Origin of the sequence: Mangrovihabitans endophyticus (genome assembly GCF_014646155.1) — a bacterium.
In the GTDB taxonomy this organism is placed as follows: domain Bacteria; phylum Actinomycetota; class Actinomycetes; order Mycobacteriales; family Micromonosporaceae; genus Actinoplanes; species Actinoplanes endophyticus.
Genome location: NZ_BMMX01000001.1, coordinates 274618 through 297964 on the forward strand (window position 1 = coordinate 274618; position 23347 = coordinate 297964).

The window sequence follows — 23347 nt, forward strand, 5'->3', positions numbered from 1 at the left end:
CCCAAAGACAAGAGAACGCCTCCGGGTCGCAGCCGGAAGCGTCCTCGTCAGCAATCGCCATCTCCCAGGACAGGGAAAGGACTGCCGTTGTTTACGTTAGACGCCTTGCACACCGTCGTAAATCACCTTCCGGTGTCGACTTCGCCCGGCCCGCCGGACGCGGTGAACTGGATGGACGGCCAATATCGCCCGATCGTTTTCGTCACGATCATCATCGCGATCATGATGCTGGGCGGCGCGCTCAAGCATCTGGGCCGGGCCACCGTGCCGCTCGGCGAGATGCTCCGATGGGCACTGTCCGCGCTGGCCGTGGCCATCCTGCTGGTCGGTGCTCTGGCGCTGCTGGCGGTGGCGCTGGCGACCACCGTCGGCAGCGAATAGGTTGACCCGCCGGCCCCGGGCCAGCGCCCGGGACCGGCATGCGGCGCTGGCAAACTCGCAGCGGGTCACGTTAGCTGGCCAGGTGGACGTGAAGATCCGTCGTGCGCAGCCGCACGACCTCGACCGGCTGTCGGCCACGCTGGACCGTGACGACCACGCCTACTACCTCGACTGCATGGCCTACCAGGACACCGACAGCGGCGAGGTGGTGGTCGCGGTGGTCGGCGACGAGCCGGTCGGTGCGTTGTTCGCCCGATGGAGCGACGCCGACGAGCCGGAAGTGATCGAGCACCTGCCGAAGGTGCCGATGCTGTACCGGGTCGTGGTGCGCGCGGATGTGCGCGGCCGGAAGGTCGGCACGACCATGGTGCTCGCGACAATGGACCGGCTGCGGGAGCGGGGGTACGACCGGGTTGCGCTGGGCGTGGACCAGTCCAACGCCGGTGCCCGGCGGCTCTACGAGCGGCTCGGGTTCGTGGTGTCCGACGCACCGGGACTGCGCGGGCTGCGCACCGCGCTCAGGCCGCACGAGAACGGCGTGCGGACGGCGCCGTACGACATCCTCGTGGCACGCCTGGACGCCCCCTTCGTGGCGCGTCCGGATGGTCCGGGGGACGCGCCGTGACCCCGGCGCAACGGTTCGCCACCGCGCGGGTGGCGCGGCTGGCCACCGTGCGGCAGGACGGCACGCCGCACCTGGTGCCCATCGTGTTCGCCGTGGACGGCGACACCATCTGGAGCGCGGTCGACCACAAACCCAAACGCCACCGGCGGCTGCGCCGCCTGGACAACATCGCGCACCAGCCGCGCGTGTCGGTGCTCGCCGACCACTACGACGACGACTGGGACACGCTGTGGTGGGTGCGTGCCGACGGCGTCGCCGAGGTGCTGGACAGTGCCCCGGCGGCGGGCGCGGCGCTGGCCGCGCGGTACTCCCAGTACCGCGATCGGCCACCGGGTGGCCCGTTCCTGCGGATCTCGGTACTCAAGTGGGTGACCTGGCGCTCCTGAGTACGCCGACTCAGGAACCGGCCCCGGCCGGTGACCAGGATCGGGACGTGACCTACCCATGCCCGCATTGCCGGACCGCCGCCGACCCCGGAACTGGATGTCCCGGATGTCACCGCCCGAGCGATCCGGACGCCGTCGAGGTGGTCCGCCGCGACGCGGAGATCGCCGACCTGACCGCCCGACGCGACGCGACCCACCGGGCCCTGCTCGACCTGGACGCTCGCCTGCGGCAGGCGTGGCAGGCCCGGCACGCGGCCGCCGCCCGGGTCCGTGCGGCGATGGCGGCACAGGTCGGCACGGCGGCGCCCGGCCGGGGCGCGACGCCGGTGTCCGGTCCGCCCACGGCCGCCGCACCCCCGCGCGCCAAGGAGGCCTCCACGCGCCTGGTCCAGACCGCGTTGTTCCTGCTCGGCGGTCTGCTGCTGGCGGTCGCGGCGATCGTGTTCACGGCCGTCGCGTGGGCGCAGTTCGGGGTGGCCGGCCGGGCGGTGCTGCTCGGCGGGTGCACCGTGCTCGCCCTGGCCGCGCCGCTGCTCGCGCTGCGCCGTGACCTGCGTGCCACCGGGGAGACCTTCGCCGCGGTCGGGTTGGTGCTGGTGCTGCTGGACGGATACGCCGCGTGGTACGTGAACCTGTTCGGCGTGGCGGGGTACACGCCGCTCGGGTATGCCGGCGCGGTGTGCGCGGTGACCGCCGCCCTGGCCGCGGGCTATGAGCATCTCACCGGTCTCGCCGGTCCCCGGTTCGTCGCGGTGCTGGCCGCGCAGCCGGTGCTCCCGTTGCTGATCGCGCCGCTGCACCCGGACGCCGCCGGATGGGCCTTCGTGTGCGCCGCGGTGGCCGGGCTGGACGTGGCCGTGAACCTCCTGCGCCCGGTTCCGTGGACGGCGATCGGTATCACGGCGTACGCGTGCGGTCTCTGCTTCATCGTGGCGTCCGGATCGAGCGCTCTGGTCTCGCTGGCCGGCGCCGCGCGGCCCGGCCGCGCGGCGGTCGGCGGGACCGCGCTGATCGTGGCGGCCGCGGTGGTGGTGGCCGCGGCGGTGACGACCCGGTCATCGGGGGCCGTCGCGGTCGCCGCCGGCGTCCTGGTGGTCGCGGCCGGCGCCGCGGCCGGACGGGTCGCCGGGCTGCTCGGCGGCGATGTGGCAGTGGCCGCGGTGGTGCTGGCCGTGGCCGTCGCGGTGTCGCTGGTCCGGCTGCCACGGCCGGCCGCCCGCGGTGCCCGGCTCGCGGCGTTCTTGGTGCTCGCGGTGCCGGGGGTGGACGCGACGATCCGGGTGGCGGCTGCGGCGACGCGTCCGGTGGACGCGGCGTCGGCGTTCTTCGCCACCCCGTGGGACCGGACCGTGGTGCCGTCCGGCTGGCAGTTGGTGGCGGTCACCGCGCTGCTGTCGGCCGCCGCGGGGGCGGTGCTGTGCCGGGCGGGGGTGACGCGGCCGGCCGTGCCGGCGCTGGCCGGTGCGGCGCTTGTCGCGCTGGCGACGCCGGCCGGCTGGGGTCTGCCGTGGTGGTCCGCGTGCGTGGCCGACCTGCTGGTGGTGGTTGTGGCCATGGCGGTGGCAGCGCGGTGGTCGGCGGGGTGGCCGGTGCTGGTGGCGGCGCCGATCGGGGTGCATGCCGTGCTGGCCGGGTTCGGCCGTCCGGGCACCGCCGCCGTGGTGCTCGGCACGATCGTGCTGGTCGGCGTCGGCGCGGGCATCGCGCCCGGCCACCGGTCGGTGCGCCGCGCGGCGCCCGGCGTGGGCGCCGCGCTGCTGCCGGCCGTGGCGTGGACGGGCGCGGTGGCCCTGTCGGCCGGCGGCGCAGCGCAGTCCCGGGCGGCGCTGGCCGCCGCGGCGGCGGCCACGCTGCTGGCCGGATGGGCACCGCTGGCACGGCGGATGCCGGGCGTGCCGGTGGGCGCGCTGGTCGGCCTGACCACGGCGCCGTTATGGGCGGCGCCCGCCGGTGACGCACCGGCGGTCTACGGCGCGCTGGCACTGGTCGCCGCCGCGGTGCACGCACGGCGGCGGGTTGCGGGGCCGGCCGCGCCGCTGCCGGCGCTGGCCGTGGTGGTCGGCGTCGCGGGCAGCGTGGCGGCGCTGGCGGTGCGGCCCGACTCGGTGGCGCCGGTGTCCGACGTGGTGTCCGTGGCGCTGGCCGGGCTCGCGGCCGGGACCATCGGGGGCGTGCGGCGCGGCGCCCGGCGGGCGGGGTGGGCGGCGGCGCCGGTGCTGGCGTTCGTGCCGCCGCTCATCGTTGCCGCGGCCGGGGCGGGCTGGCCGTTCGTGCCGGCGGTGTCGCTGGCCGTGGGCCTGGGTGGGTTGCTGGTCATCGGGTTGCGAAGGGACGGTACCGACGGACTCGGGGCCGCCGGTGCCGTGCTCTTCCTCGCCGGATTGCTGCCCGCCTTCCAGGCACGGTGGTCGGCGCTGATCGCCCTCGGCGCGGTGATGGCGGCGGGCGCCGTGGTGGCGACGGCCGGCCGGGACCGCGCGCGGTTCGCGGGGTGGGTGGTGGTCGCCGTCGCCGCGCCCGCCGCGGCGTTCGCGGCCGTGCCCGGCCCGGCCGCGGCGTTCGCGGTGCTCGGCGCGGCGGCAGCGGTGCTGGCGCTGGGTGCCGGGCTGGCGCTGGGTGCCGGGCTGGCGCTGGGCACCGGGCGGGCTCTCACGAGGGGACCGTCCGCCGGTGGGCGGGCGGCGACCGCCGGGCGGGCGGTGCAGGCCGTCGCGCACGTCGCGGCCGGGGTGGCGCTGCTGCTGGCCGCCGGGACGACGGCGCGGGCGGCGGCGGTGCTCGCGTTGTGGGGCCTGGCGCTGGGGCTGCGGGCGCTGGTGCCGGGGCGGCGCCGGTGGCACGCCGTCGCCGCCGCCCTCGCGGAGCTTGCCGGATGGTGGCTGTTGCTGGTCACCGTGCGCGTGGCGGTGCTGGAGGCGTATACCGTTCCGGCCGCCGGGGTGGTGCTGCTTGCCGGGGCGCTGGCTTTGCGCGCCCGGCACGCGCCGTCGAGCTGGGTGACGCTGGGCCCGGCGCTCGCCGCCGCCTTCCTGCCGTCACTGGCCTCGGTGCTGGTGGCGCCGGACCAGCCGGCGCGTCGGCTGGCGCTCGGCGCGGCGGCGGTCGCGGTGGTGATCGCCGGGGCGTGGGCGCGCCGGCAGGCGCCGGTGGTGGTCGGCGGCGTGGTGACGGCCGTGGTGGCGCTGCACGAGCTGGCCCGCGTGTGGGATCTGGTGCCGCGGTGGATTCCGCTGGGTTCGGCCGGCCTGCTGCTGGTGGGTCTGGCCATGACACTGGAACGGCGGCGTCGCGACCTGGCCCGGTTCCGCGCCGCGCTGGGCCGGATGTCCTGACGTCCCCGGTGGACCGTCAGCCCGCCACGATGGACCGGGCCACCTGGGTCAGTTCGGCGTGATCCGGGTGGAAGCCGTCCGCGATGTCCGGGTGCAGGCCGGCCTTGGTCTCCTCGAACAGCCATGCCGTCACCTCGGGCAGGCTCTGTCCGGTGTAGGCGTGCCGGACCCGCTCGGTGGCCGCCTGCAGGGCGGAGGTGAGCTGTTCCTCCAGCGGGACCCGCAGCTTCTCCTCGATCGGGTTCAGCGACTGCGGATCAAGCGTGACCTGGGGTTCGCCCGTCATGGTGCGCTCCGGCCTCGAGTGTGGGACATCGGCGGCGCCGTGGTACCCCGGACGCGGGTGGGACAAACCGGTGCGGCCGGACATTCACCCCCGCCTCACGCGGCGACCATCGCCAGGTTAAGTAGTCGTTTCGCGTTTGTGTCCGACCCGCTCAGGGCAGGGAAAACCGCACAGGCCGGTCGTGACGGAGATCACCTTCCGCCCCGGCCGGCGGGGGAACAGACGCGTCCGCCGACCCTCGGGTGGCATCCCACTCGTCCGTGCGGCGGGTGCCGGATGGAGGGTCGATGGCAAGAGATGACCGACATCCGCGACGGCGCACGATGCGCGCCCGGGTCGCCGCGGCGGGAGCCGCGCTGGCTCTGACGGCGCCGATGGCGGCGTGCGGATCCGATGGCGAGGGCGGCGTGCCGACCCTCAACCTCTACCAGTTCCCGGTGGAGAGCTTCCAGCACGTGATCGACACCTGCAATCAACAGGCGAACGGCCGCTACCGGGTGGTCTATCAGGTGCTTCCCCGTACGGCGGACGACCAGCGGGTGCAGATGGTGCGCCGGCTCGCGGCCGAGGACGACAGCATGGACATCCTCGGCCTGGACGTGACGTGGACCCAGGAGTTCGCCAGCGCCGACTGGATTCTGGAGTGGACCGGCGCGGACAAGGCGGCGATCGAGGACGGCACGCTCCCCGGCCCGCTGGCGTCGGCGGAGTACAAGAACCGGCTCTACGCGGCGCCGAACAACACCAACGTGCAACTGCTGTGGTATCGCAAGGACCTGGTGTCCTCGCCGCCGAAGACCTGGGACGAGATGATCAGCCAGGCCCAGCGGCTCAAGTCCGCGGGCAAGAAGCCCTTCCAGATCCTCACCATGGGCGCCCAGTACGAGGGGCTGGTGGTGCTGTTCAACAGCCTGGTCGCCAGCGCCGGCGGGCACGTGGTCGACGACAGCGGCGACAAGGCGGTGATGGACGCCGGCACGGTCAAGGCGCTGCGCGTCATGAAGAAGCTGGCCACCTCCGGCGTGGTGAGCCCGTCGTTCAGCAATTCCATCGAGGACGACGTGCGGCTGGCCTACCAGTCCGGGGCCGGCGCTTTCGAGGTGAACTGGCCGTACGTGTACGCCTCGATGCAGGGCGACGCGCCGCAGATCCTGGCCAAGACCGGCTGGGCGCGGTATCCCGCCATCGACGCGAACACCCCGAGCGTCACCACGATCGGCGGCTCCAACATGGCGGTGAGCGCGTACAGCAAGCATCCCGGCCTCGCCTTCGAGGCGATCAAGTGCCTGCGGAACGCGGAGAACCAGGAGTACCTGGCGATCAACGCGGGGCAGGCGCCCAGCATCGAGGCGGTCTACGACCGGCCGGACATGGCCAAGGCCTATCCGATGCGGGAGACGCTGCTGGAGGAGCTGAAGGACGCCGCGCCACGGCCGCGGACTCCGGCGTACCAGAACCTGTCCACCGTGGTGGCCGCGGAGCTGTCGCCGCCTTCGGCGATCGACCCGCAGCGGACCGCGGATTCGCTGCGCACATCGATTCAGAAGGCCATCGATTCCCAGGGGGTCCTGCCGTGAGCGTCTCGTCGACCACCCCCGCGACCACCGCCGAGGAGCTCTCCGAGGGTGGCCGCCGCGAGCTGCCGCAGAAGCGAGCGAAGGCGGCGCTCAGCGAGGGCAAGCGCCAGGAGCGGCGGCTGGGATGGCTGCTCTGCGCGCCGGCCGCGCTCGTCATGGTGGCCGTGACCGCGTACCCGATCCTGTACAGCTTCTGGCTCTCGCTGCAGCGCTACGACCTGAAGTTCCCCTCCGAGCGGGAGTTCGTCTGGTTCGCCAACTACGCCACCGTGCTGAGCAACGGCTACTGGTGGACCGCTTTCGGGGTGACCCTGCTGATCACCGTGGTCTCGGTGGCGGTGGAACTGGTGCTGGGCATGGCGCTCGCGCTGGTCATGCACCGCACCCTGATCGGCCGGGGACTGGTGCGCACGTCGGCGCTGATCCCCTACGGCATCGTCACCGTGGTCGCCGCGTTTAGCTGGCGGTACGCGTGGACGCCGAGCACCGGCTACCTGGCGAACCTGCTCTCCGACGGGGCACCGCTGACCGAGCGGGCCAGTGCGCTGTCCATCATCATCCTGGCGGAGATCTGGAAGACCACGCCGTTCATGGCCCTGCTGCTGATGGCCGGTCTGGCGCTGGTGCCCGAGGATCTGCTGAAGGCAGCCTCGATGGACGGCGCCTCGGCCTGGCAGCGGTTCACCCGGGTGATGCTGCCGGTGATGAAACCCGCGATCCTGGTGGCGCTGCTGTTCCGCACGCTTGACGCGTTCCGCGTGTTCGACAACATCTACGTGCTGACCAACGGCGCGAACGAGACCTCCTCGGTGTCGATGATCGCCTACAACAACCTGATGAAGGGCCTGAACCTGGGCATCGGCTCCACCATGTCGGTGCTCATCTTCCTCGCCGTGGCGATCATCGCGTTCGTGTTCGTGAAGCTGTTCGGCACCGCCGCACCCGGCAGCAGCGACGAGGGGAGGCGCTGATGGCCACGCTGGACACCGGGCCCCGTGCCAAGCTCAAGTGGGGTCTGCTGGACGCCGTCGTGGTGGTGTTCGCCCTGATCCCGGTGTTGTGGGTGGTGTCGCTGTCGCTGAAGACGACGGCGACGCTGACCGACGGCAACTTCATCCCTCGCGAGTGGACACTGGACAACTATCGGCTGATCTTCCAGACCGACCAGTTCGTCCGCGCCCTGATCAACTCGATCGGCATCGCGCTGATCTCCACGCTGATCGCGGTGGTGCTGGGCACCATGGCGGCGTACGCGATCAGCCGGCTGGATTTCCCCGGCAAGGCGCTGCTGGTCGGGGTGTCCCTGCTGATCGCCATGTTCCCGCAGGTCTCGCTGGTGTCGCCGCTGTTCAACATCGAGCGGCAGACCGGGCTGTTCGACACCTGGCCGGGGCTGATCCTGCCGTACATCACGTTCGCGCTGCCGCTGGCCATCTACACGCTGTCGGCGTTCTTCAAGCAGATCCCGTGGGACCTGGAGAAGGCGGCGAAGATGGACGGGGCGACGCAGGCCGAGGCGTTCCGCAAGGTGATCGCGCCGCTGGCGGCGCCCGGCGTGTTCACCACGGCGATCCTGGTGTTCATCTTCTGCTGGAACGACTTCCTGTTCGCCATCTCGCTGACGTCGACCGAGCAGTCGCGCACCGTGCCGGTGGCGTTGTCGTTCTTCACCGGCGCGTCGCAGTTCGAGGATCCGACCGGGGCGATCTCCGCGGCCGCGGTGGTCATCACCATCCCGATCATCCTGTTCGTGTTGTTCTTCCAGAAGCGCATCGTCGCGGGCCTCACCTCCGGCGCGGTCAAGGGATAGGTGACTTGAGATGGCTGACATCGTTCTCGACAAGGTGACCAAGAGCTTCCCGGACGGCACCACCGCCGTGCACGGCATCGACCTGGAGATCGCGGACGGCGAGTTCGTCATCCTGGTCGGGCCGTCCGGCTGCGGGAAGTCGACCACCCTGAACATGATCGCCGGGCTGGAGGACATCACCTCCGGCGAGCTGCGCATCGGTGGCCAGCGGGTGAACGACCGGGCGCCCAAGGACCGGGACATCGCGATGGTGTTCCAGTCCTACGCGCTCTACCCGAACATGACCGTGCGGGAGAACATGGCCTTCCCGCTGAAGCTCGCCAAGATGGCCAAGGAGGAGATCGACCGCAAGGTCGGCGAGGCGGCGAAGGTTCTGGAGCTGACCGAGCATCTGGACCGTAAGCCGGCGAACCTGTCCGGTGGGCAGCGTCAGCGGGTGGCCATGGGACGCGCCATCGTGCGCAGCCCCAAGGCGTTCCTGATGGACGAGCCGTTGTCCAATTTGGATGCCAAGCTGCGGGTGCAGATGCGCACTCAGGTGTCGCGCCTGCAGAAGCAGCTCGGCACCACCACGGTCTATGTGACGCACGACCAGACCGAGGCGATGACCCTGGGCGACCGGGTGGTGGTCATGCGCGGCGGTCACCTGCAACAGGTCGGTGATCCGCAGACGCTCTACGACCGCCCGGTGAACCTTTTCGTGGCCGGTTTCATCGGCTCGCCGTCGATGAATTTCCTGCCCGCCACGGTGGAGGAGAACGCGTTGCGCTGCCCGATGGGTGAGCTGGCGCTGGACGACCGGCTGCGGCGGCTGCTCACCGCGGCCGACGCCCCGCGGCAACTGGTGCTCGGCATCCGGCCGGAGCACTTCGAGGACGCCGCTCTGGTCGATCAGGCTGGCAAGGGCTTCACCTTCACCGCGCCGGTCGATCTGGTCGAGTCGATGGGCTCGGACAAGTACGTCTACTTCTCCGTGGAGGGTGGCCCGGCGGTCGCCGCCGACCTGGAGGATCTGGCCGCCGATGCCGGCGGTGCGGACGTGCCGCACGACCGGGCCAACCTGGTGACCCGGTTGTCGGCCGAGTCGCGGGTCCGGGGCGGCCAGGAGGCCCGGATCTGGATGAACGTCGACAAGATCCACCTCTTCGACCCGTCGAGTGGACGCAACATCACCCTGCAGGAGGAGGAGCCGGCCGGCGTGGCCGCCTCCTGAGCGCGCGTCACCCGTCGCCGCGGTGGCCCCGCCGCGGCGACGGATCGACCTCCCCATGAGTAGTGGCCCGATGACACAATGTATTCATGGCCGTGCCGAACGCTCCGTCGTCCGCGTCCGCCGTCATCGGGAGGCATCCCGCCGCGATCGTCCGCGCGGGCTTCGTCTGCCTGGCCTTCGTCGCCCTGATCCTGGGATACATCGGCCTCGATCAGTATTTCGTCGGGGAGGCCCTGGAGGGCCGTGGCTTCCTCAACCTGCTCTACTCCGACCTGCAGTTGTTCGTGCTGGGCTCGGACCCGTTGCAGGAGGCCACGAACTTCCCGCCGGCGCTGCAGGTCGCCCGCTTCGCCGCGCCCGCGGTGACCATGTTCGCGGTGGCCGAGGCCGTCCGGCTGCTGCTGTCCGCGGAGCTGCGCCGGATGCGCATGCGCAACGCCCGGGGGCACGCCATCGTCTGCGGCGACTCGGCAGCCGCGGTCACGCTCGCTCGCGGCCTGGCCGCCGCCCGGCGCCCGGCGGTGCTGGTGCGCAGCACCGCCACCGACCCCTTCGAGCTGCGTCGTGGCCGGCTGTTCCGGATCACCGGCGATGCCACCGACCCGGACGTGCTGCGCGGCGCCGGTGCGCGGCGGGCCACCACCATCTACGCGTGTTCCGACGACGGGGCCACCAACGTGGCGATCGCGGCCGCGGCGGGCCGGGTGGTCGCCGCGGGCGGCGGGCGCGCCCGGGTGTACGCGCAGATCCACGACCCGGACCGGGTGGTGGCCCTGCAAGCCCGGCGGCTCGGCGTGCACGCCGCCCCCGGCCTGCGGCTCGACTTCTTCAACTTGGACCAGCTCGCCGTGCAGGTGCTGCTTGCCGAGCGGCCCACCGTGGCGGTGGGCGGCCGGGCGCCGCGCCTGCTGGTCGCCGGGGACGCCATGTTCGTCCGGGCGCTCCTCGTCGCGCTCGCCCGGGACTGGCGGCTGCGCCGGCCGGACCCGGCGATGCGCGCCGAGGTCGATCTGGTATCACCGGACGCGCCGCGGGTGCTGCATGCGCTGCACCTGCGGTACGCGGTCCTCGGCGAGGCGTGCGCGATCACCGCGTACGCCTCGGACGTGCCGGACATGCTCTCGGCCGAGCCGGAGCGCCGCTACGACGAGGCCTTTCTCTGTTACCGGGACGAGGAACAGGGACTGCAGGTCGCGCTGACCGCGCACGAGCTCTGGCACCGCGTGCGCGGCACCGTGCTGGTCCCGGTCGACCGGCTGGCCGGGCTCACCGACGCGTTCGGCGACGCGGCCGGGCGGCCGCTGCTGGACGAGGTGGACGGCAAGATCAGGCTGTTCGCGAAGAACGCCGTCGCGTGCCGGCCGGAGCTGATCGCGGAGGACCTCGTGGAGCGCCTGGCCCGGCTGATCCACGAGCGGTACGTGGTCGCGTGCCGGGAGAGCCCGGACCCGTTCACCGATCAGGCGGCGCTTGTCGACTGGATCCTGCTCGACGACGACCGGCGCGGGTCGAACCGGGCGCTGGCCGTCTCCATCGGCGCCAAGCTGCACTCCATCGGCTGCACCATCGTGGCCCGCAGCGGAACCGACGACTTCTGCCTCACGCCGGGCGAGGTGGAGAAGCTGGCCGAGGCCGAGCAGGACCGCTGGTCTCGGGCGGCCTGCGCGCGCGGCTGGCGGTACGGGACGCGCCTCGACCGGGCCGCGAAGCTGTCCCCGTACGTGCGCCCGTGGCGCGACCTGCCGGACGAGCACCGCGAGAAGACCCGCGCGGCGGTCCGTGACCTGCCGGCGGTGCTGGCCGACGCCGGGTTTCAAGTGATCCGGCTGACCGACGGACGGGCCCAGCGGGTCACCGCCGGGACGCCATGAGGCGGCCCGGGACGGTTTCGCGGGTGAGAGATGATGGAGGGGTGGCGATGAGCAAACGCGTCGTGCGTGTCGGGGTCACCGGCCACGTCCGGCTGACCCGGGGATCGGCGCGCCCGATCTACCGGGCGCTCGTCGACGTTCTGCGGGCCCAGCAGCAGCATGGTGTGCTGCACGGCGTCACCTGCCTCGCCGACGGCGCCGACAAGCTGTTCGCCCGCGCCGTGCGTGACCTGGCCGGCACCTTCGACGTGGTGCTGCCGGAACCGCCGGGCGGCGCCCGCGACATCCGCCGCCTGCTGCGCCGGGCCCGGTGGGTGCTGCGGATGCCCGCGCACCCACGGCCGGAGGCGCGCTACGCCGCCGCCAGCGCGGAGATGCTCCGGCAGTGCGACCTGCTCATCGCGGTGTGGGACGGCAACCCGGACGGCATTCACGGCGGCACGGCGCACACCGTCGCCCGTGCCCGCGAGATGGGTGTGCCGGTGCGGGTGATCTGGCCGCCGAAGGCGAAGCGGCGCGGACATCAGGTCGGCGGTGGTTCCGCGTCGCACTCCATCCTCGTGCCCGCCGTGGCGGCCAGCACCTCCGGGTGATCCGGGCCGAGCATGGCGGTCAGCCGTTCCGTCGCCGCGCGGCGGTCGGCGTCGCCGTCCGGGCCGAGATCGAGGGCGAGATTCAGCGCGCACGCCCACGTCTCGGGGTGATCTTCCCCGCGGGTATGGCGTAACCCGGCCAGGGTGGCCCGCCCGAGCACCACCGCCTCCTTCGCGTTGTGCTGGTGTGCCAGGTCGGTGGCCAGCCCGACGGCGGCGACCAGGGTGTGCGGGTGGGCGGGGCCGAGCACCCGGACGGCGTCCTCGTAGGTCTGCTCGTCGTTACCCGCCGCCTCCCGCCACTGGCCCACCGCGCGTAGCGCGACCGCCAGGTTGGTGGCCGCGGCGAGCGTCAGCGGGTTGCGCCGCCCGAACAGCCGCCGGTATCGGTCCAGCGCCTCGCCGGCCAGCCGGCGCGCCCCGATCGGATCGCCCGCGGCGCGCAGCGTGTTGGCGTACGTCATGATCGCCGCGAGAGTCAGATGGTGATCCGGGCCGAAGCGTTCCTGGCAGGTGCGGTAGCCGGCGGTGGCCTCCTCCAGCGCCTCGCGGTGGTGTCCGAGCCGGCGCAGCCCGACGGCGAGGGTGCGGCTCACGATCGCGGTCTCGTCGAAGCGGACCCGGCCGGGCAGGTTGGCGCGCTGCGTCCGCACCGCCTCGCCGAACCGTCCCACGTCGAGCAGGCTCCAGGCCAGGTTGCGGGCCGCGACGAGGGTGCGCGGATCCGCCGAGCCGAGATCCGCACGCAGGATCCGTACCGTTTCGTCGTCGAGGCGGAGGGCGTCCCCGGCGCGACCATCGAGCCGCAGGCTGACCCCGAGGTTGCCGGCGGCGTCGGTGGTGCGCGGGTCGCGCGGGCCGTAGAGCCGGGTGAGCAGGTCCACCCGGCGCTGATCCTCGTCCACCGCCTCGGCGTAGGCGCCGCCCAGCCGCAGGTGGAAACCGGCCACCGCGGCCATGGTGAGCGTGTCCGGATGCTCCTCGCCGTACTGGGCGCTGGCCCGCAGCCTCCCCAGCGCGGTGATCACCAGGTGCCGCGACTCGGCGTACCGGCCGAGCGCACGCAGCGCGTTGGCCAGGTGCCGGGTGGCCAGCACGGTGAGGCGGTGCTCCGGGCCGCGGTCGACCCGCCACGCCTCCTCGGCGGCACGGGCCAGGCGCTCGGAGGCCTGGAAGTCGCCGATGCGTTCCAGGTAGCGGATCTGGTGCAGCAGGGCGGTGCGCGGCTCGTCCCGGTCGGCGTGCAGCGCGTCCGCGGCCAGCAGGTGCGGGCCGATCTCGCCGTGCAGCGGCCAGGTGCGCGAGTCGTCCGGGTCGCCGGGATTCGCCGCGGCCAGCAGCCGGTGCACGTCCGAGCGGCGGGCGCTCGCCGCGTCCGGCGGCAGCCCGTTGCGCACCACCAACTGCACCAGCCGGTGCACCTGGACCTCCTGCCCGCCGCCGTCAACCTGGGCCAGCCCGTACCGGCCCAGCCGGGCGACGATGCGTGCCAGCTCGTCGGTGCGGTGCAGCGCGCGTCCCAGCGGCGCGGCCACCGGCGCGTCGCGGCCGCGGTGCAGCAGCGCGACGGGCACCGGCATCGGCGCCATGAACGCGAGCATCTCCAGCAACTGGGCGGCGGCCACCGACTCGGTGCGCAGGCGGCCCGCCGCCACGTTCACGAACGTGGTGACGGTGGTGGTCCGCGAGCCCGCGCGCAGCCCGGCGGCCAGCAACTCGTCGAAGTGCTCGGCGAACAGGCGCAGATACTCCGCCACCGGCATGCCGGTGGCGGAGTGCATGGCGCACACCTGGTCCAACCCGAGAGGCAGGTCGCCGAGATGGTCGGCCAGCGCCTCGCAGTCCTCCGCGGACCCGGTGAGCCCGGCCTCGCGCAGGAACGACAGGCTCTCTGGCCGGGAGAACACCCCGACGCGCACCGACGCGGGCGCGGCCTGCGCCCACGCGGTGTTGCGCGAGGTGACCAGGGCGTGGCCGCCGATCGCCGGCAGCACCGCGGCCAGGTCGTCCGGCTGGTCGGCGTTGTCGTAGATGAGCAGCCAGCGCAGCGCGCTGTCCTCCAGGAAGCTGAGCACGTCGCGCATCGTCTGGCGCATGTCGGCGGCGGGGCGGATCTCCAGTTGCTCGCCGAGCGCGGCAAGCGCCGCGATCGCCTGCGACGGTTGCTCGGCCGGCACCCACCAGGCCACGTCGTACTCGGCGGTCCAGCGGTGGGCGTACTCCAGGGCGAGTTGCGTCTTGCCGACCCCGCCGAGGCCGACCAGGGACAGCGGCGGCCCCTGCGGCCCGGTGACCGTCGCGCGGATCTCCTCCAGCATCCCGGTGCGGCCGGTGAAGTGCCGGGGCCGGGCCGGCAGGTTGCTGATCGCGGGGCCGCCGCGGGGCGGCTCGCGTTCCGGCGGTGCGGGGGAGCGGGCGACGAAGTCGCGGCGTGCCGGGGACGGGGCCCCGGCGGGAACAGGACTCGGCGCGTCGTCGGCGGCCAGCCACAGCCGGTGGAAGCGGCGGATCTCCTCGTCGGTGTCCGGGCCGGTCACCGCCCAGGCGACGAGCTGGCGGACCACACACTCCACCTTGACCCACTTCGGCAGGCCGCCGCCGCGCAGCATGGCGCTGACCGTCTCGTGGCTGACCGTGTCGCGCATGTCGTCGCTGTCGCGGATGGCGGCGCTGATCTGCCGGGCGCCCGGCTTGCCCGCGGCCCGGTGCAGGCCGCGCAGGGCCAGCACGAGGTCCCGCAGTGGGCCGTCGGGGAGCGGACCCGGTCGCGGTGCACTCGCCACTGATCCGCCCTTCGCCGGCCGCCACCGTCAGCAATCGTCAAGTTTCGACAAACGCCGTGCGTCCATTGGACGGTGTGGTGCCAATAGCCGTCAACTATCGCGCACTACCGACAGAAGTGCGTCGGGCCGGTCCACCCAGATCGATGATGAAGGGGCGGCTTCACCGGCCGCGGAAAGGCAGGTCCACGGCGTGGAGCGGATAATGAACCCGGAACCGGTGCTCACCCGGGAATTGCTGGCGCGACAATTCGCCCGGCTGGGTGTGCGCCCCGGCGAGGTGGTGCTCACGCACGGTTCGATGCGCGCCCTGGGGTGGGTGTGCGGCGGTGCCACCGCCGTGGTCCAGGCCCTGCTCGACGCGGTCGGTCCGGAGGGGACGGTGGTCGTACCGGCCCAGACACCGGACAATCGCGACCCCTCCCGCTGGTCGCATCGCCGCGTGCCGGAGGAGTGGTGGCCGGTCATCCGCGAGCATCTGCCCGCCTTCGAGCCGGCGTTGACGCCCAGCGCGGGCATGGGCGCGATCGCGGAGCGGGTGCGCACCTGGCCCGGATCCGCCCGAAGTGGACACCCGCTCACCTCCTTCGCCGCGGTGGGCGCGCGGGCCGCCGAGATGATGGCCGTGCACGACCTGCGCAGCCTGCTCGGCGATCGCTCGCCGCTGGCCGCGCTGGAACGCGCCGACGCGCGCGTTCTGCTGCTGGGTGTCGGTTTCGACAAATGCACGGCATTTCACCTCGCCGAATCCCGGATTCCGGATCTGCCGATCATTGAATTGACCGCGGTGATCAGGACCGCAAGGGGGCGAGAGTGGGTAAGATACGAAACGGCCGGTCTGAGCGATCACGATTTCGGTGATCTGGGCGCCGACTTTGAGTTCGCCTCGATCGTCGACGGCTTCCTCCGGCAGGAGACGGTCGGCGCAGCGACGGGCCGCCTGTTTCCCCTCCGCGCGGCGGTGCGCTTCGCGAGAGATTGGCTGGCCCCCCGGCGTCACGCACACCGTCCAGCCCTGTCCCGGTGAGGAATGCGAGTGATCATGATCTCTGCCAGTGCCACACCGAATCCGACCGGCCTGCTCCGCGCCGCGGATCTGCCGCTGGACGAACTGTTGGCCTTGCGCCGCGAGGGTGACACGGTGCTGGACCACTGCCTGCGCCGCGTCGTCCAGGACGCGACCTGCGGCAGCCGCGACCGGGCCGCGGCGTTCAACGCCGCCCCGCTGCGCCGTCCCTGACCGTGCGCATGGAGACCGTCCCGTTCCGGCAGTTCATCGTCAAGCTGCACAGTCGCTGCAACCTGTCGTGCGACTACTGTTACGTCTACCACCACGTGGATCAGAGCTGGCGTGGCCGGCCGACGGTGATGAGCCCGGAGACGATCGCCGCGCTGGCCCGGCGGATCGGCGAACACGCCCACCGGCATGAACTGCGCAACGTCGACCTGGTCCTGCACGGCGGCGAGCCGCTGCTGGCCGGCCCGGCGGTGATCGAGGACGTGGTGACGGCGGTCCGCTCCCGCGTCCCGTCCGCGACGACGGTCGAGGTGACCCTGCAGACCAACGGGACGCTCGTCGACGACCGATTCCTCGCGGTGTTCCGCCGGCACCAGGTGGGCGTCGGGGTGAGCGTCGACGGCGGCCGCGCGGTGCACGACCGGCACCGCCGCTACGCGGACGGACGGCCGAGCTTCGACCGCATGGCGCGCGGCCTCGACCTGCTGCGCGAGGCCAGCGTGTGGACCGGCCTGCTGTGCACGATCGATCTGGACAACGACCCGGGCGAGGTCTATGCGGACCTGCTCGCCCTCGGCCCGCCGCAGATCGACCTGCTGCTGCCGCTGGCCAACTGGGTGCACCCGCCGGCGGGGCACGGGGACTCGGACGCCACACCGTACGCCGACTGGCTGGTCGCGGTGTTCGACCGCTGGTTCGGCGCTCCGCGCCGGGCGACCGGCATCCGGCTCTTCGAGTCGATCATCGCGTTGCTGCTGGGCGGGCACAGCGAGACGGAGGCCGTCGGGTTCGATGCCGCGCACGCGGTCACCATCGAGACCGACGGCAGCCTGGAAGCCACCGACGCGCTGAAGACGACGGCCCCCGGCCTCGGCGCCCTGGGTCTCTCGGTGCATGGTCACTCGCTCGACGAGGCCGCTGGACACCCGCTGGCGTGCGCCCTGCGGCGCACCCGGGAATCGCTGGCGACGGCATGCCGTGGCTGCCCGATCGTCGCGGTATGCGGCGGGGGACAGTACTCGCATCGCTACGGCCCTGACGGAGGGTTCCGGCACCGGTCGGTGTACTGCCGGGACCTCGAGCGCCTGATCCGGCACATCGCGAGCCGGCTGGACGCCGAGGTCGCCGCCCGGGTGCACGCCCATGCGTGAGTACGTGCTGACCGGCGGCCTGCTGCGCGGGCTGGCCACCGGCGGCGGATCGGCGGAAGCCGTCGACCTGCTTGTTGACGCGCAGCTCTCCCGCCGTCGCCTGTTGCTGGTCGCCGCCGCCGAGCAGGCCCGCCGCATGCCGCCGGAGCTCGGCGAGGCCCTGGCATTGATCGCCCGCATCGACCGCACAGCCCCGGCCGCCGGGCGTGAGCTGCTGCGATACCCGTTTCTCGGGGCATGGTTCGCCGGGCTGGCCTCGGCGGCGGACGAGGCCGGGCGGGACGTCGCGGCCGGCCGCCTCGGGGCGCTCGCCGCGTCCGCCGCCGTCGCCGCGCGGGTGCCGTTCCGCCTGGACGTGCCCACCGCGACGCCGGACCTGGTGTTACCCGGCCTGGGCGTCGCCGTCGGCGTCGGGCCGGGCCGGGTGCCGCTGCGCTTCGACGGCGGCGCGACGGTGCGGGTCGGCGCCGTGCGGGTCGGCGTGCCGGGTGCCGGCGCGCCGGCCACCCCCGCCCGTGGCTCCGCGCCGGGCTGGCGGCCGGAACCGCGCGTCGACCTGCCCGGCCTGTGCCTGGCCGTCATCGACGCCGACCCGCTGCGGGACCGGTTCTCCGCGCCCGCCCTCGCCCCGCTGGAACCCGTCGGCATGCACGCCTTCGAACGGACGGTCGCCGCAGCGTGGCGGCTGCTGCGCACCGAGCAGCCGGCGCACGCGCGAGCGATGCGGGGCGGCCTGCGCGCGATCGTCCCGCTGCGCGCGCCGACGGACGGCACCCAGGTCAGCGCGTCGGTGCGGGGCTGCTTCGGCGCCGTCGGCATGTCCCCGACCGACGATCCGGTGCTGCTGGCCGAGCTGCTCGTGCACGAATTCCAGCACGAGAAGCTGAACGCGCTGCTGGACCTGGTGGACCTCTGCGCAGACGACGGGCCGGCGCGGTTCCACGCGCCGTGGCGCCCCGACCCCCGCCCGGCCGCCGCGGTGATGCAGGGGGTGTACGCATTCGCCGGGGTGGCCGGCTTCTGGCGGGTGCACCGCCGGGACCTGACCGGCGACGCGCGGCGGCACGCCGAGTCCCGGTACGCGCTGCTGAGCGAGCACGTCCGCGGCGCGCTGGCGGAGCTGCGCGGCTCCGGGGAGCTGACCGGCCTGGGCGCGCGGTTCTTCGGCGAGCTGGCGGCCACCGTCGAGGCGTGGGGCGCGGACTCACCCGCCGCCGACGACGCCCGGCGGCAGGCTGCGGCCGACGAGGCAGCGTGGCGGCGGACGCATCGACCGCCCCCTGCCGCCGAGGCGCCGACGGCGGGCCCGGCCGGAGCCGGCCCGGCCGACGGCTCGGGCGGGACCCGCGCTGCCGGGCGTCAGACGGCGAAGGGCGCCACGTCCTGATCGATGCGCTGCCAGTCCCGGGCCGCCGCGGTGCTCGGGTGGTGCGGGCCGAGGCCGGTGGCGAGCATCTCCAGCGCGTTCCCGCGGGTCTCGGCGGCGTCCTCCGGGTCGCTTTCGCGGTGGCTGATCGCCCAGTTCACCATGGCGGCGAGCACGGTCGGGTGGTCGTCGCGGAAGGTCTTGCGCAGCCGCTGCAGCACACCCGCGTCGGTGTCCGCGGCCAGGTGCAGCAGCCCGCTGGCGTACCGCGCGTTGGCCAGCGTGATCATCCCGGCCAGGGTGTACGGGTGGCCGTGGCGGAACTGGCCTTCCAGCCGTTCGAAGGTGAGCTCCGCCAGGTCCAGCGCCCGCTCCAGGTCGCCGTCGACGCGGCGGAAGATGGCCAGGTCGTTGCCGGCGGCGATGGTTTCCGGGTGGTGTTCGCCGCGCAGCTCCCGCAGGTCCGCGTAGACCTCCTCGCCGGCCGCGTGGGCCTCCTTGATCCGGCCCTCGGCGCAGCGCACGTCGGCCTGCTCCAGCCGGCAGTTCAGCGTCAAGCGGTGCCGGCGGCCGAAGATCTTCTCGGCGGTGCGGGTGGTCTGGTCGATGATCCGGGCCGCCGTGTCGAGCTCGCCGAGGCGGCGCAGGGCCACGCTGTACGTGTTCGCCAACCGGATGGTGCGATAGCGCTCCGCACCGTAGACCCGCAGGAACGCCTCGTAGCCCTCTTCGAGCAGGTTGCGTGCTCTGCGGAGTTCGCCCAGCTCGATGAGGTCTACGCCGAGCACCTCCACGGAGACGAGCGTGTATTCGTGCTCTGAGCCATGCAGCTCGCGCCGGCGCTGCATGGTGTCGCGGTCCAGGTCGGCGGCGCGTTGGAAATCGCCGACGAATCGCAGCGACACCGCGAGGTTGTTGACCGCGTTCAAGGTGTCCTGCTGGTCGTCGCCCAGGGCCGCGCGGAAGCCCTTGACGGTCTGCTCGTCCAGCGCGGCGGCCTTCTCGTATTCGCCTCGCGCGCGCAGGTCGGCGCCGAAGCTGGACGCGGTGAGCAGGGTGTACGGGTCCTGGTCGCCGAGGGTGCGGCGCAGCCGCTCCAGGCTGTCCTCGTTCATCGCGTACGCCTGGTCCTCCAGGCCCAGGTCGCGCAGCGCGAGGGCGAGCCGGCGGCGCATCCGCAGCACGGCCACGTCATCCGGGCCGGACTCCGGGATCCACTTGCCCAGCGCCGCCTCGGCCACCTCCCGGCAGACCGTGTACTCGCCGCGGTTCCACAGGTAGCGGACCATGTCCAGGGCCAGTTGCCGGGACTCCGGCCGGTCCGAGATCAGCGTCCCGGTCGGTTCGAGGTGGGGGCGCAGGGCCTCGTAGGTCGCCCAGTTGTTCCGGTCGTTCGGGTCGCCCCGCTCGGCCTCTGCCAGCACGCTTCTGGTCTCCTGACTTCGGTCAAAACGGTCACTGTCCGACAAGTACGACTGAATCGTATCCTGGGTGAGGCGGTGCACCACGATGCCCCGCCTGCCCGGGGCGCGGCCGCTCTCCGGGCCACCCGCCGTGCCGGCGTCCACGCGCGCCAGGCCCAGGCGGCCGATGTCCTGGATCAGGGTCGCGTGCCGGGACGCGTCGTGCATGGTGGCGTCGATCGGCGCCAGCAGCGCCGTGAGCTGCCTGTTGCTGATCATCCGGTAGGGGATGACCTCCGGGGCCATGAATGCGAGAAGTTCGATGAGCCGGGCCGCCGCCGGGTTGGCCGTGCGCAGCCGCTGGTAGGCCACGCCGACGGTGGAGGCGACCGACTCCTCGGAGCTCGCCTGGGCGATCTCGCCGATGGCGGCTGGCGTGCTGCGGTCCAGCAGGTCGAGGTAGTCCGGCACGGTCATCGCGGTGGTCGCCAGCAGGCCGCTGGCCTGTTCCAGGGCGAGCGGCAGGTCGCCGAGGCGGGCGGCGAGCCGGTCCGCGTCGGCGACCTCGACGTTTGCCACCCGGCGGGTGAGCAACTCGACGCTTTCCCGGCGCAGGAACACGTCGACGTCGACCGCTTCCAGGGTGTTGGCCCACTGCGGGTCGCGGGAGGTCACGATGAGGTGCCCAGGTCCGGTCGGCAGCAGCCCGGCCATGTCGGCCGGCGACTCCACGTTGTCCAGCACCACCAGCCAGCGGCGCACGGGGGAGGCCATCCGGAACGCGGCGAGGACCGCGGCCAACTGCTGCTCTACGCCGGTCTCCGGCAGGCCCAGCGAGGGCGCGATGTTCGCCAGCGCCACCCGGGCGCGGGACTGCTCGGCGGCGGAGATCCACCACACGCCGTCGTAGCTGGCCGCGAACCGGTAGACGTACTCCAGGGCGGCCTGGGTCTTGCCGACCCCGGGCAGGCCGGTCAGGGCCAGCCGCCCGCCGTGCGGCTCGTTGGTGATCAGCCGGTTGCGGATGTCCTCGATGACCCCGCCGCGCCCGGCGAAGCGCGGGTTGCGGGTGAGGCTGACGTGGAAGTGCGGCGGCAGTTCGGCCGGGTAGCGGACCGTCGGGGCGGTGCCCGGCAGTGGCGCGGTGTCCAGGGCAAGCGCGGCGGCCACCATCTCCAGGACGCGTTCTTCGCCCGGCCCCATCACGTCCACCAGGACCCGTGGCGGGAAGCGGTGCTCCAGCGGGGTCGCGTCCACCCGTAGCAGCGTGGCGAAGTCCCGGGCGCCGCCTGCGATGAGGTTGCTGGCCTGGCGCAGCAGCCGCCGGCCGCCCTCGCGGCCGACCAGGTCACGGGAGTAGACGATCACCAGGTTGTCCAGGGTGTCCAGCTCGGGCACCGAGTCCCGGATGCTGTGCATGGACACCCGATGCCCGGCGGCGCTGAGCCGGTCGCGCAGCCATTCCGCCCAGATCCGGTCCAGCGGCGCGTAGGCCACCACGATCCGGCGCATGTCCTGCGCGCCGGTCTGCTCGTAGGCGTTCAGCACCCGGGCGCGGTCGGCCTCGCCGATGACCGCGGCCGGGCAGTCCCGCCCGGCGAGCAGGCCGGCCAGCCGCACGTACGGGTCCAGCAGCGGACCCTTCTGCTGCGGGACGTCGCCGAAGACCGCGAGCACCTCTTCGTACGCGTAATAGGGGATGTAGGGCACCTCGACGCTGTTCCAGTACGCGTCCGCGCTCTGGTCGCCGAGGAACGTCAGGTACGGCTCGAAGCCCCGCCGGGAGTGGTTGCGCCCGCGCTCCAGCTTGCCCATCTCGCCGTGCTCGATCCGGGTGGGCACCGGGTAGACCTGGATCTCCGGGGCCTGTTCGAGAATCGACCGGGTGACCGCGACGGCGCCCTCGATGCTCTGCGTGTTCAGGGTGAAGCAGTTGACCACGCTGTCCGGTAGCTGCACGGTGCAGATCCCGCCGGTGTCGCTGGTGCCGGTCCGGCTGTCGATGAGCACGACGTCGTAGTTGCGGATCATGTCCTCGCGCAGCGCGTCGAGCAGCCGGTTGCCGTGCCGCTGATGCCAGAACGAGTCCCAGTCGAAGGTGCTCACCGCCTCGGTGTATCCGAGGTCCTGGCGGCCGGCGGGCACGAAGTCGATCAGCCCGCCGCGCGGGAAGTTCCAGTCCAGTGAGGCGGCGAACTCCTGGATGCGGGGTGCCGGCGGTTCCGGCCGCCCACCCGTGGCGCGCAGGCTCGCGTCGGTCCACGAGCGGATGAGGTCGAGCAGGCCCTCGGAGTGCCGCAGTTCCTTGTCCTTGAGGAAGGGGTGGAAGTAGCGGTGCAGGCCGGGCGACTCCAGATCCCAGTCGATGGTGAGCACCTTGAAGCCGTTGGTGGCCAGCAGCCAGGCCACATTGGCCAGCGCCATGGTGCGCCCGGTGCCGCCCTTGTAGCTGTAGAAGGTGACGATGCGGCCGGCCCGGCCGGCCTCGGCGGTGGCGCTCATCGGAGATCCTCGGGCAGTTCGGGGGGCAGGTTGGTGTTCAGGATGGGCCGACGCTGGCTGCGTGGCCGCGGTGTGGTGCGGCGCGCGGCCGGCCATGGCGGGCCGGCCTGGTCGTTGCGGGCGGCTGTGCCGTGGCGGCCGGTGGCCGGCCGCCAGTTCTGCGGGGCGTCGTCGAAGGCCGACCGGACCTCATGGAAGCCGGGGCGGTCGAGGGCCTCGGCGACCGGCAGGCCCTCGCTGAGGACGACGATGCGGCGGGCGAGTTTCTCCACGAACTCCAGGTAGTCGTCGTGGTGCCGGCCGTCGCGGATCAGCGCGCGCAGCTTGACATGCTCGTAGGTCGGCCCGAACGCCGCTTCGCGGTATTGGAACGGCTCGGCGACGGGCGGGATCCGGGTGTCCACCCACAGCAGCGGGATGATCGACGATTCCCGCGTGCGTGCGCGACCGCTGGCCTGCAGTCGCGCGGCGAACACGGCCCATTCCTTGCCGCAGGCTTCGCTGTTGAACAGGGGCGGACTGAGTAGTGGGATGAACACCTGCGCCCGGCTGAGGTTGTCGATCAGCTCGGTGGACCAGCGCTCACCCAGGTTCAGCACCACGTCGCAGAAGCCGGCGACCTGATCGCGTCGGCGGCCGGCGAACATCAGCACATCGTGATGCAGATCGTGGAAGAACGTCGCGACGTGCTCGTCGTCGGCGGATCCATCGTGGGCGTAGCTGATGAAAAAGAGCGGACTGTTGTCCGATGGGCGCGGGGTCACGTGCGATCTCCCGTGGCTGGTTGCCGTGAGGAATCGATCACTGAGAGTGTATGTGATCGGTGCCATCGTC

General features: G+C 72.8%; 18 protein-coding genes. 14 read left to right on the forward strand and 4 right to left on the reverse strand.

The features are described from left to right. Positions 1 to 132 precede the first annotated feature (132 nt). The 4 genes from IEY73_RS01180 to IEY73_RS01195 all read left to right on the forward strand — a co-directional run bounded on the left by IEY73_RS01180 (position 133) and on the right by IEY73_RS01195 (position 4724). Positions 133 to 381 (forward strand): hypothetical protein, encoded by a 249-nt coding sequence (locus IEY73_RS01180; RefSeq protein ID WP_189077127.1) that lies wholly within the window; start codon positions 133 to 135, stop codon positions 379 to 381. 82 nt (positions 382 to 463) lie between these two features. Beyond that, complete coding sequence (locus IEY73_RS01185; RefSeq protein ID WP_229715329.1) at positions 464 to 1006, forward strand: GNAT family N-acetyltransferase; 543 nt, start codon at positions 464 to 466, stop codon at positions 1004 to 1006. Continuing rightward, complete coding sequence (locus IEY73_RS01190; RefSeq protein ID WP_189077128.1) at positions 1003 to 1392, forward strand: TIGR03668 family PPOX class F420-dependent oxidoreductase; 390 nt, start codon at positions 1003 to 1005, stop codon at positions 1390 to 1392. The genes IEY73_RS01185 and IEY73_RS01190 overlap by 4 nt, the downstream gene beginning before the upstream one ends. A gap of 47 nt (positions 1393 to 1439) precedes the next feature. Next, positions 1440 to 4724: an SCO7613 C-terminal domain-containing membrane protein gene (locus tag IEY73_RS01195; protein WP_189077129.1), complete on the forward strand. Its 3285-nt coding sequence runs from the start codon at positions 1440 to 1442 to the stop codon at positions 4722 to 4724. 16 nt (positions 4725 to 4740) lie between these two features. Here IEY73_RS01195 and IEY73_RS01200 read toward each other — a convergent pair whose 3' ends face one another. Beyond that, positions 4741 to 5010, reverse strand: coding sequence for a hypothetical protein (locus IEY73_RS01200; protein WP_189077130.1), 270 nt, complete (start codon positions 5008 to 5010; stop codon positions 4741 to 4743). Positions 5011 to 5297: 287 nt separating this feature from the next. On the opposite strand from IEY73_RS01200, the gene IEY73_RS01205 reads away from it, so the two are divergent. From IEY73_RS01205 to IEY73_RS01230, 6 genes are all read left to right on the forward strand, one after another. Continuing rightward, positions 5298 to 6587, forward strand: coding sequence for an ABC transporter substrate-binding protein (locus IEY73_RS01205; RefSeq protein ID WP_189077131.1), 1290 nt, complete (start codon positions 5298 to 5300; stop codon positions 6585 to 6587). Continuing rightward, positions 6584 to 7558, forward strand: coding sequence for a carbohydrate ABC transporter permease (locus tag IEY73_RS01210; protein ID WP_306661459.1), 975 nt, complete (start codon positions 6584 to 6586; stop codon positions 7556 to 7558). Before IEY73_RS01205 ends, IEY73_RS01210 begins: the two co-directional genes overlap by 4 nt. Further along, entirely contained in the window at positions 7558 to 8397 is an 840-nt protein-coding gene (locus IEY73_RS01215; RefSeq protein WP_189077132.1) for a carbohydrate ABC transporter permease, read from the forward strand. Before IEY73_RS01210 ends, IEY73_RS01215 begins: the two co-directional genes overlap by 1 nt. 10 nt (positions 8398 to 8407) lie before the next feature. Next, positions 8408 to 9610, forward strand: coding sequence for an ABC transporter ATP-binding protein (locus IEY73_RS01220; RefSeq protein WP_189077133.1), 1203 nt, complete (start codon positions 8408 to 8410; stop codon positions 9608 to 9610). An 86-nt stretch (positions 9611 to 9696) separates the two neighbouring features. Further along, on the forward strand, positions 9697 to 11481 hold the full coding sequence (locus tag IEY73_RS01225; protein ID WP_189077134.1) for an NAD-binding protein: 1785 nt from the start codon (positions 9697 to 9699) through the stop codon (positions 11479 to 11481). A gap of 47 nt (positions 11482 to 11528) precedes the next feature. Further along, positions 11529 to 12074: a hypothetical protein gene (locus IEY73_RS01230; protein ID WP_189077135.1), complete on the forward strand. Its 546-nt coding sequence runs from the start codon at positions 11529 to 11531 to the stop codon at positions 12072 to 12074. Here the strand turns inward: IEY73_RS01230 and fxsT (IEY73_RS01235) are convergent. After that, on the reverse strand, positions 12005 to 14857 hold the full coding sequence (gene fxsT / locus IEY73_RS01235) for an FxSxx-COOH system tetratricopeptide repeat protein (RefSeq protein ID WP_189077136.1): 2853 nt from the start codon (positions 14855 to 14857) through the stop codon (positions 12005 to 12007). The genes IEY73_RS01230 and fxsT (IEY73_RS01235) overlap by 70 nt on opposite strands. 202 nt (positions 14858 to 15059) lie before the next feature. On the opposite strand from fxsT (IEY73_RS01235), the gene IEY73_RS01240 reads away from it, so the two are divergent. Genes IEY73_RS01240 through IEY73_RS01255 form a run of 4 tightly spaced genes read left to right on the forward strand, consistent with a single transcriptional unit; the run spans position 15060 to position 18629 of the window. Beyond that, positions 15060 to 15881 carry an AAC(3) family N-acetyltransferase gene (locus IEY73_RS01240; RefSeq protein WP_189077137.1) on the forward strand — a complete coding sequence of 274 codons (822 nt, stop codon included), beginning with the start codon at positions 15060 to 15062 and terminating at the stop codon, positions 15879 to 15881. Positions 15882 to 15896: 15 nt separating this feature from the next. Continuing rightward, positions 15897 to 16094, forward strand: a complete 198-nt coding sequence (locus IEY73_RS01245; protein ID WP_189077138.1) for an FxSxx-COOH-like cyclophane-containing RiPP peptide — start codon at positions 15897 to 15899, stop codon at positions 16092 to 16094. Between the two features lie 8 nt (positions 16095 to 16102). Next, positions 16103 to 17242, forward strand: a complete 1140-nt coding sequence (locus IEY73_RS01250) for an FxsB family cyclophane-forming radical SAM/SPASM peptide maturase (protein ID WP_189077139.1) — start codon at positions 16103 to 16105, stop codon at positions 17240 to 17242. After that, positions 17235 to 18629, forward strand: coding sequence for an HEXXH motif domain-containing protein (locus IEY73_RS01255; protein ID WP_189077140.1), 1395 nt, complete (start codon positions 17235 to 17237; stop codon positions 18627 to 18629). Before IEY73_RS01250 ends, IEY73_RS01255 begins: the two co-directional genes overlap by 8 nt. Here IEY73_RS01255 and fxsT (IEY73_RS01260) read toward each other — a convergent pair. Both fxsT (IEY73_RS01260) and IEY73_RS01265 read right to left on the reverse strand, forming a co-directional pair. Continuing rightward, the gene (fxsT, locus tag IEY73_RS01260; RefSeq protein WP_189077141.1) at positions 18602 to 22513 is read right to left on the reverse strand and encodes an FxSxx-COOH system tetratricopeptide repeat protein; all 3912 of its coding nucleotides are present in this window, start codon (positions 22511 to 22513) and stop codon (positions 18602 to 18604) included. The two genes, IEY73_RS01255 and fxsT (IEY73_RS01260), sit on opposite strands and share 28 nt — an antisense overlap. After that, positions 22510 to 23277 carry a TIR-like protein FxsC gene (locus IEY73_RS01265; protein WP_189077142.1) on the reverse strand — a complete coding sequence of 256 codons (768 nt, stop codon included), beginning with the start codon at positions 23275 to 23277 and terminating at the stop codon, positions 22510 to 22512. Before IEY73_RS01265 ends, fxsT (IEY73_RS01260) begins: the two co-directional genes overlap by 4 nt. Between the last annotated feature and the right edge of the window lie 70 nt (positions 23278 to 23347).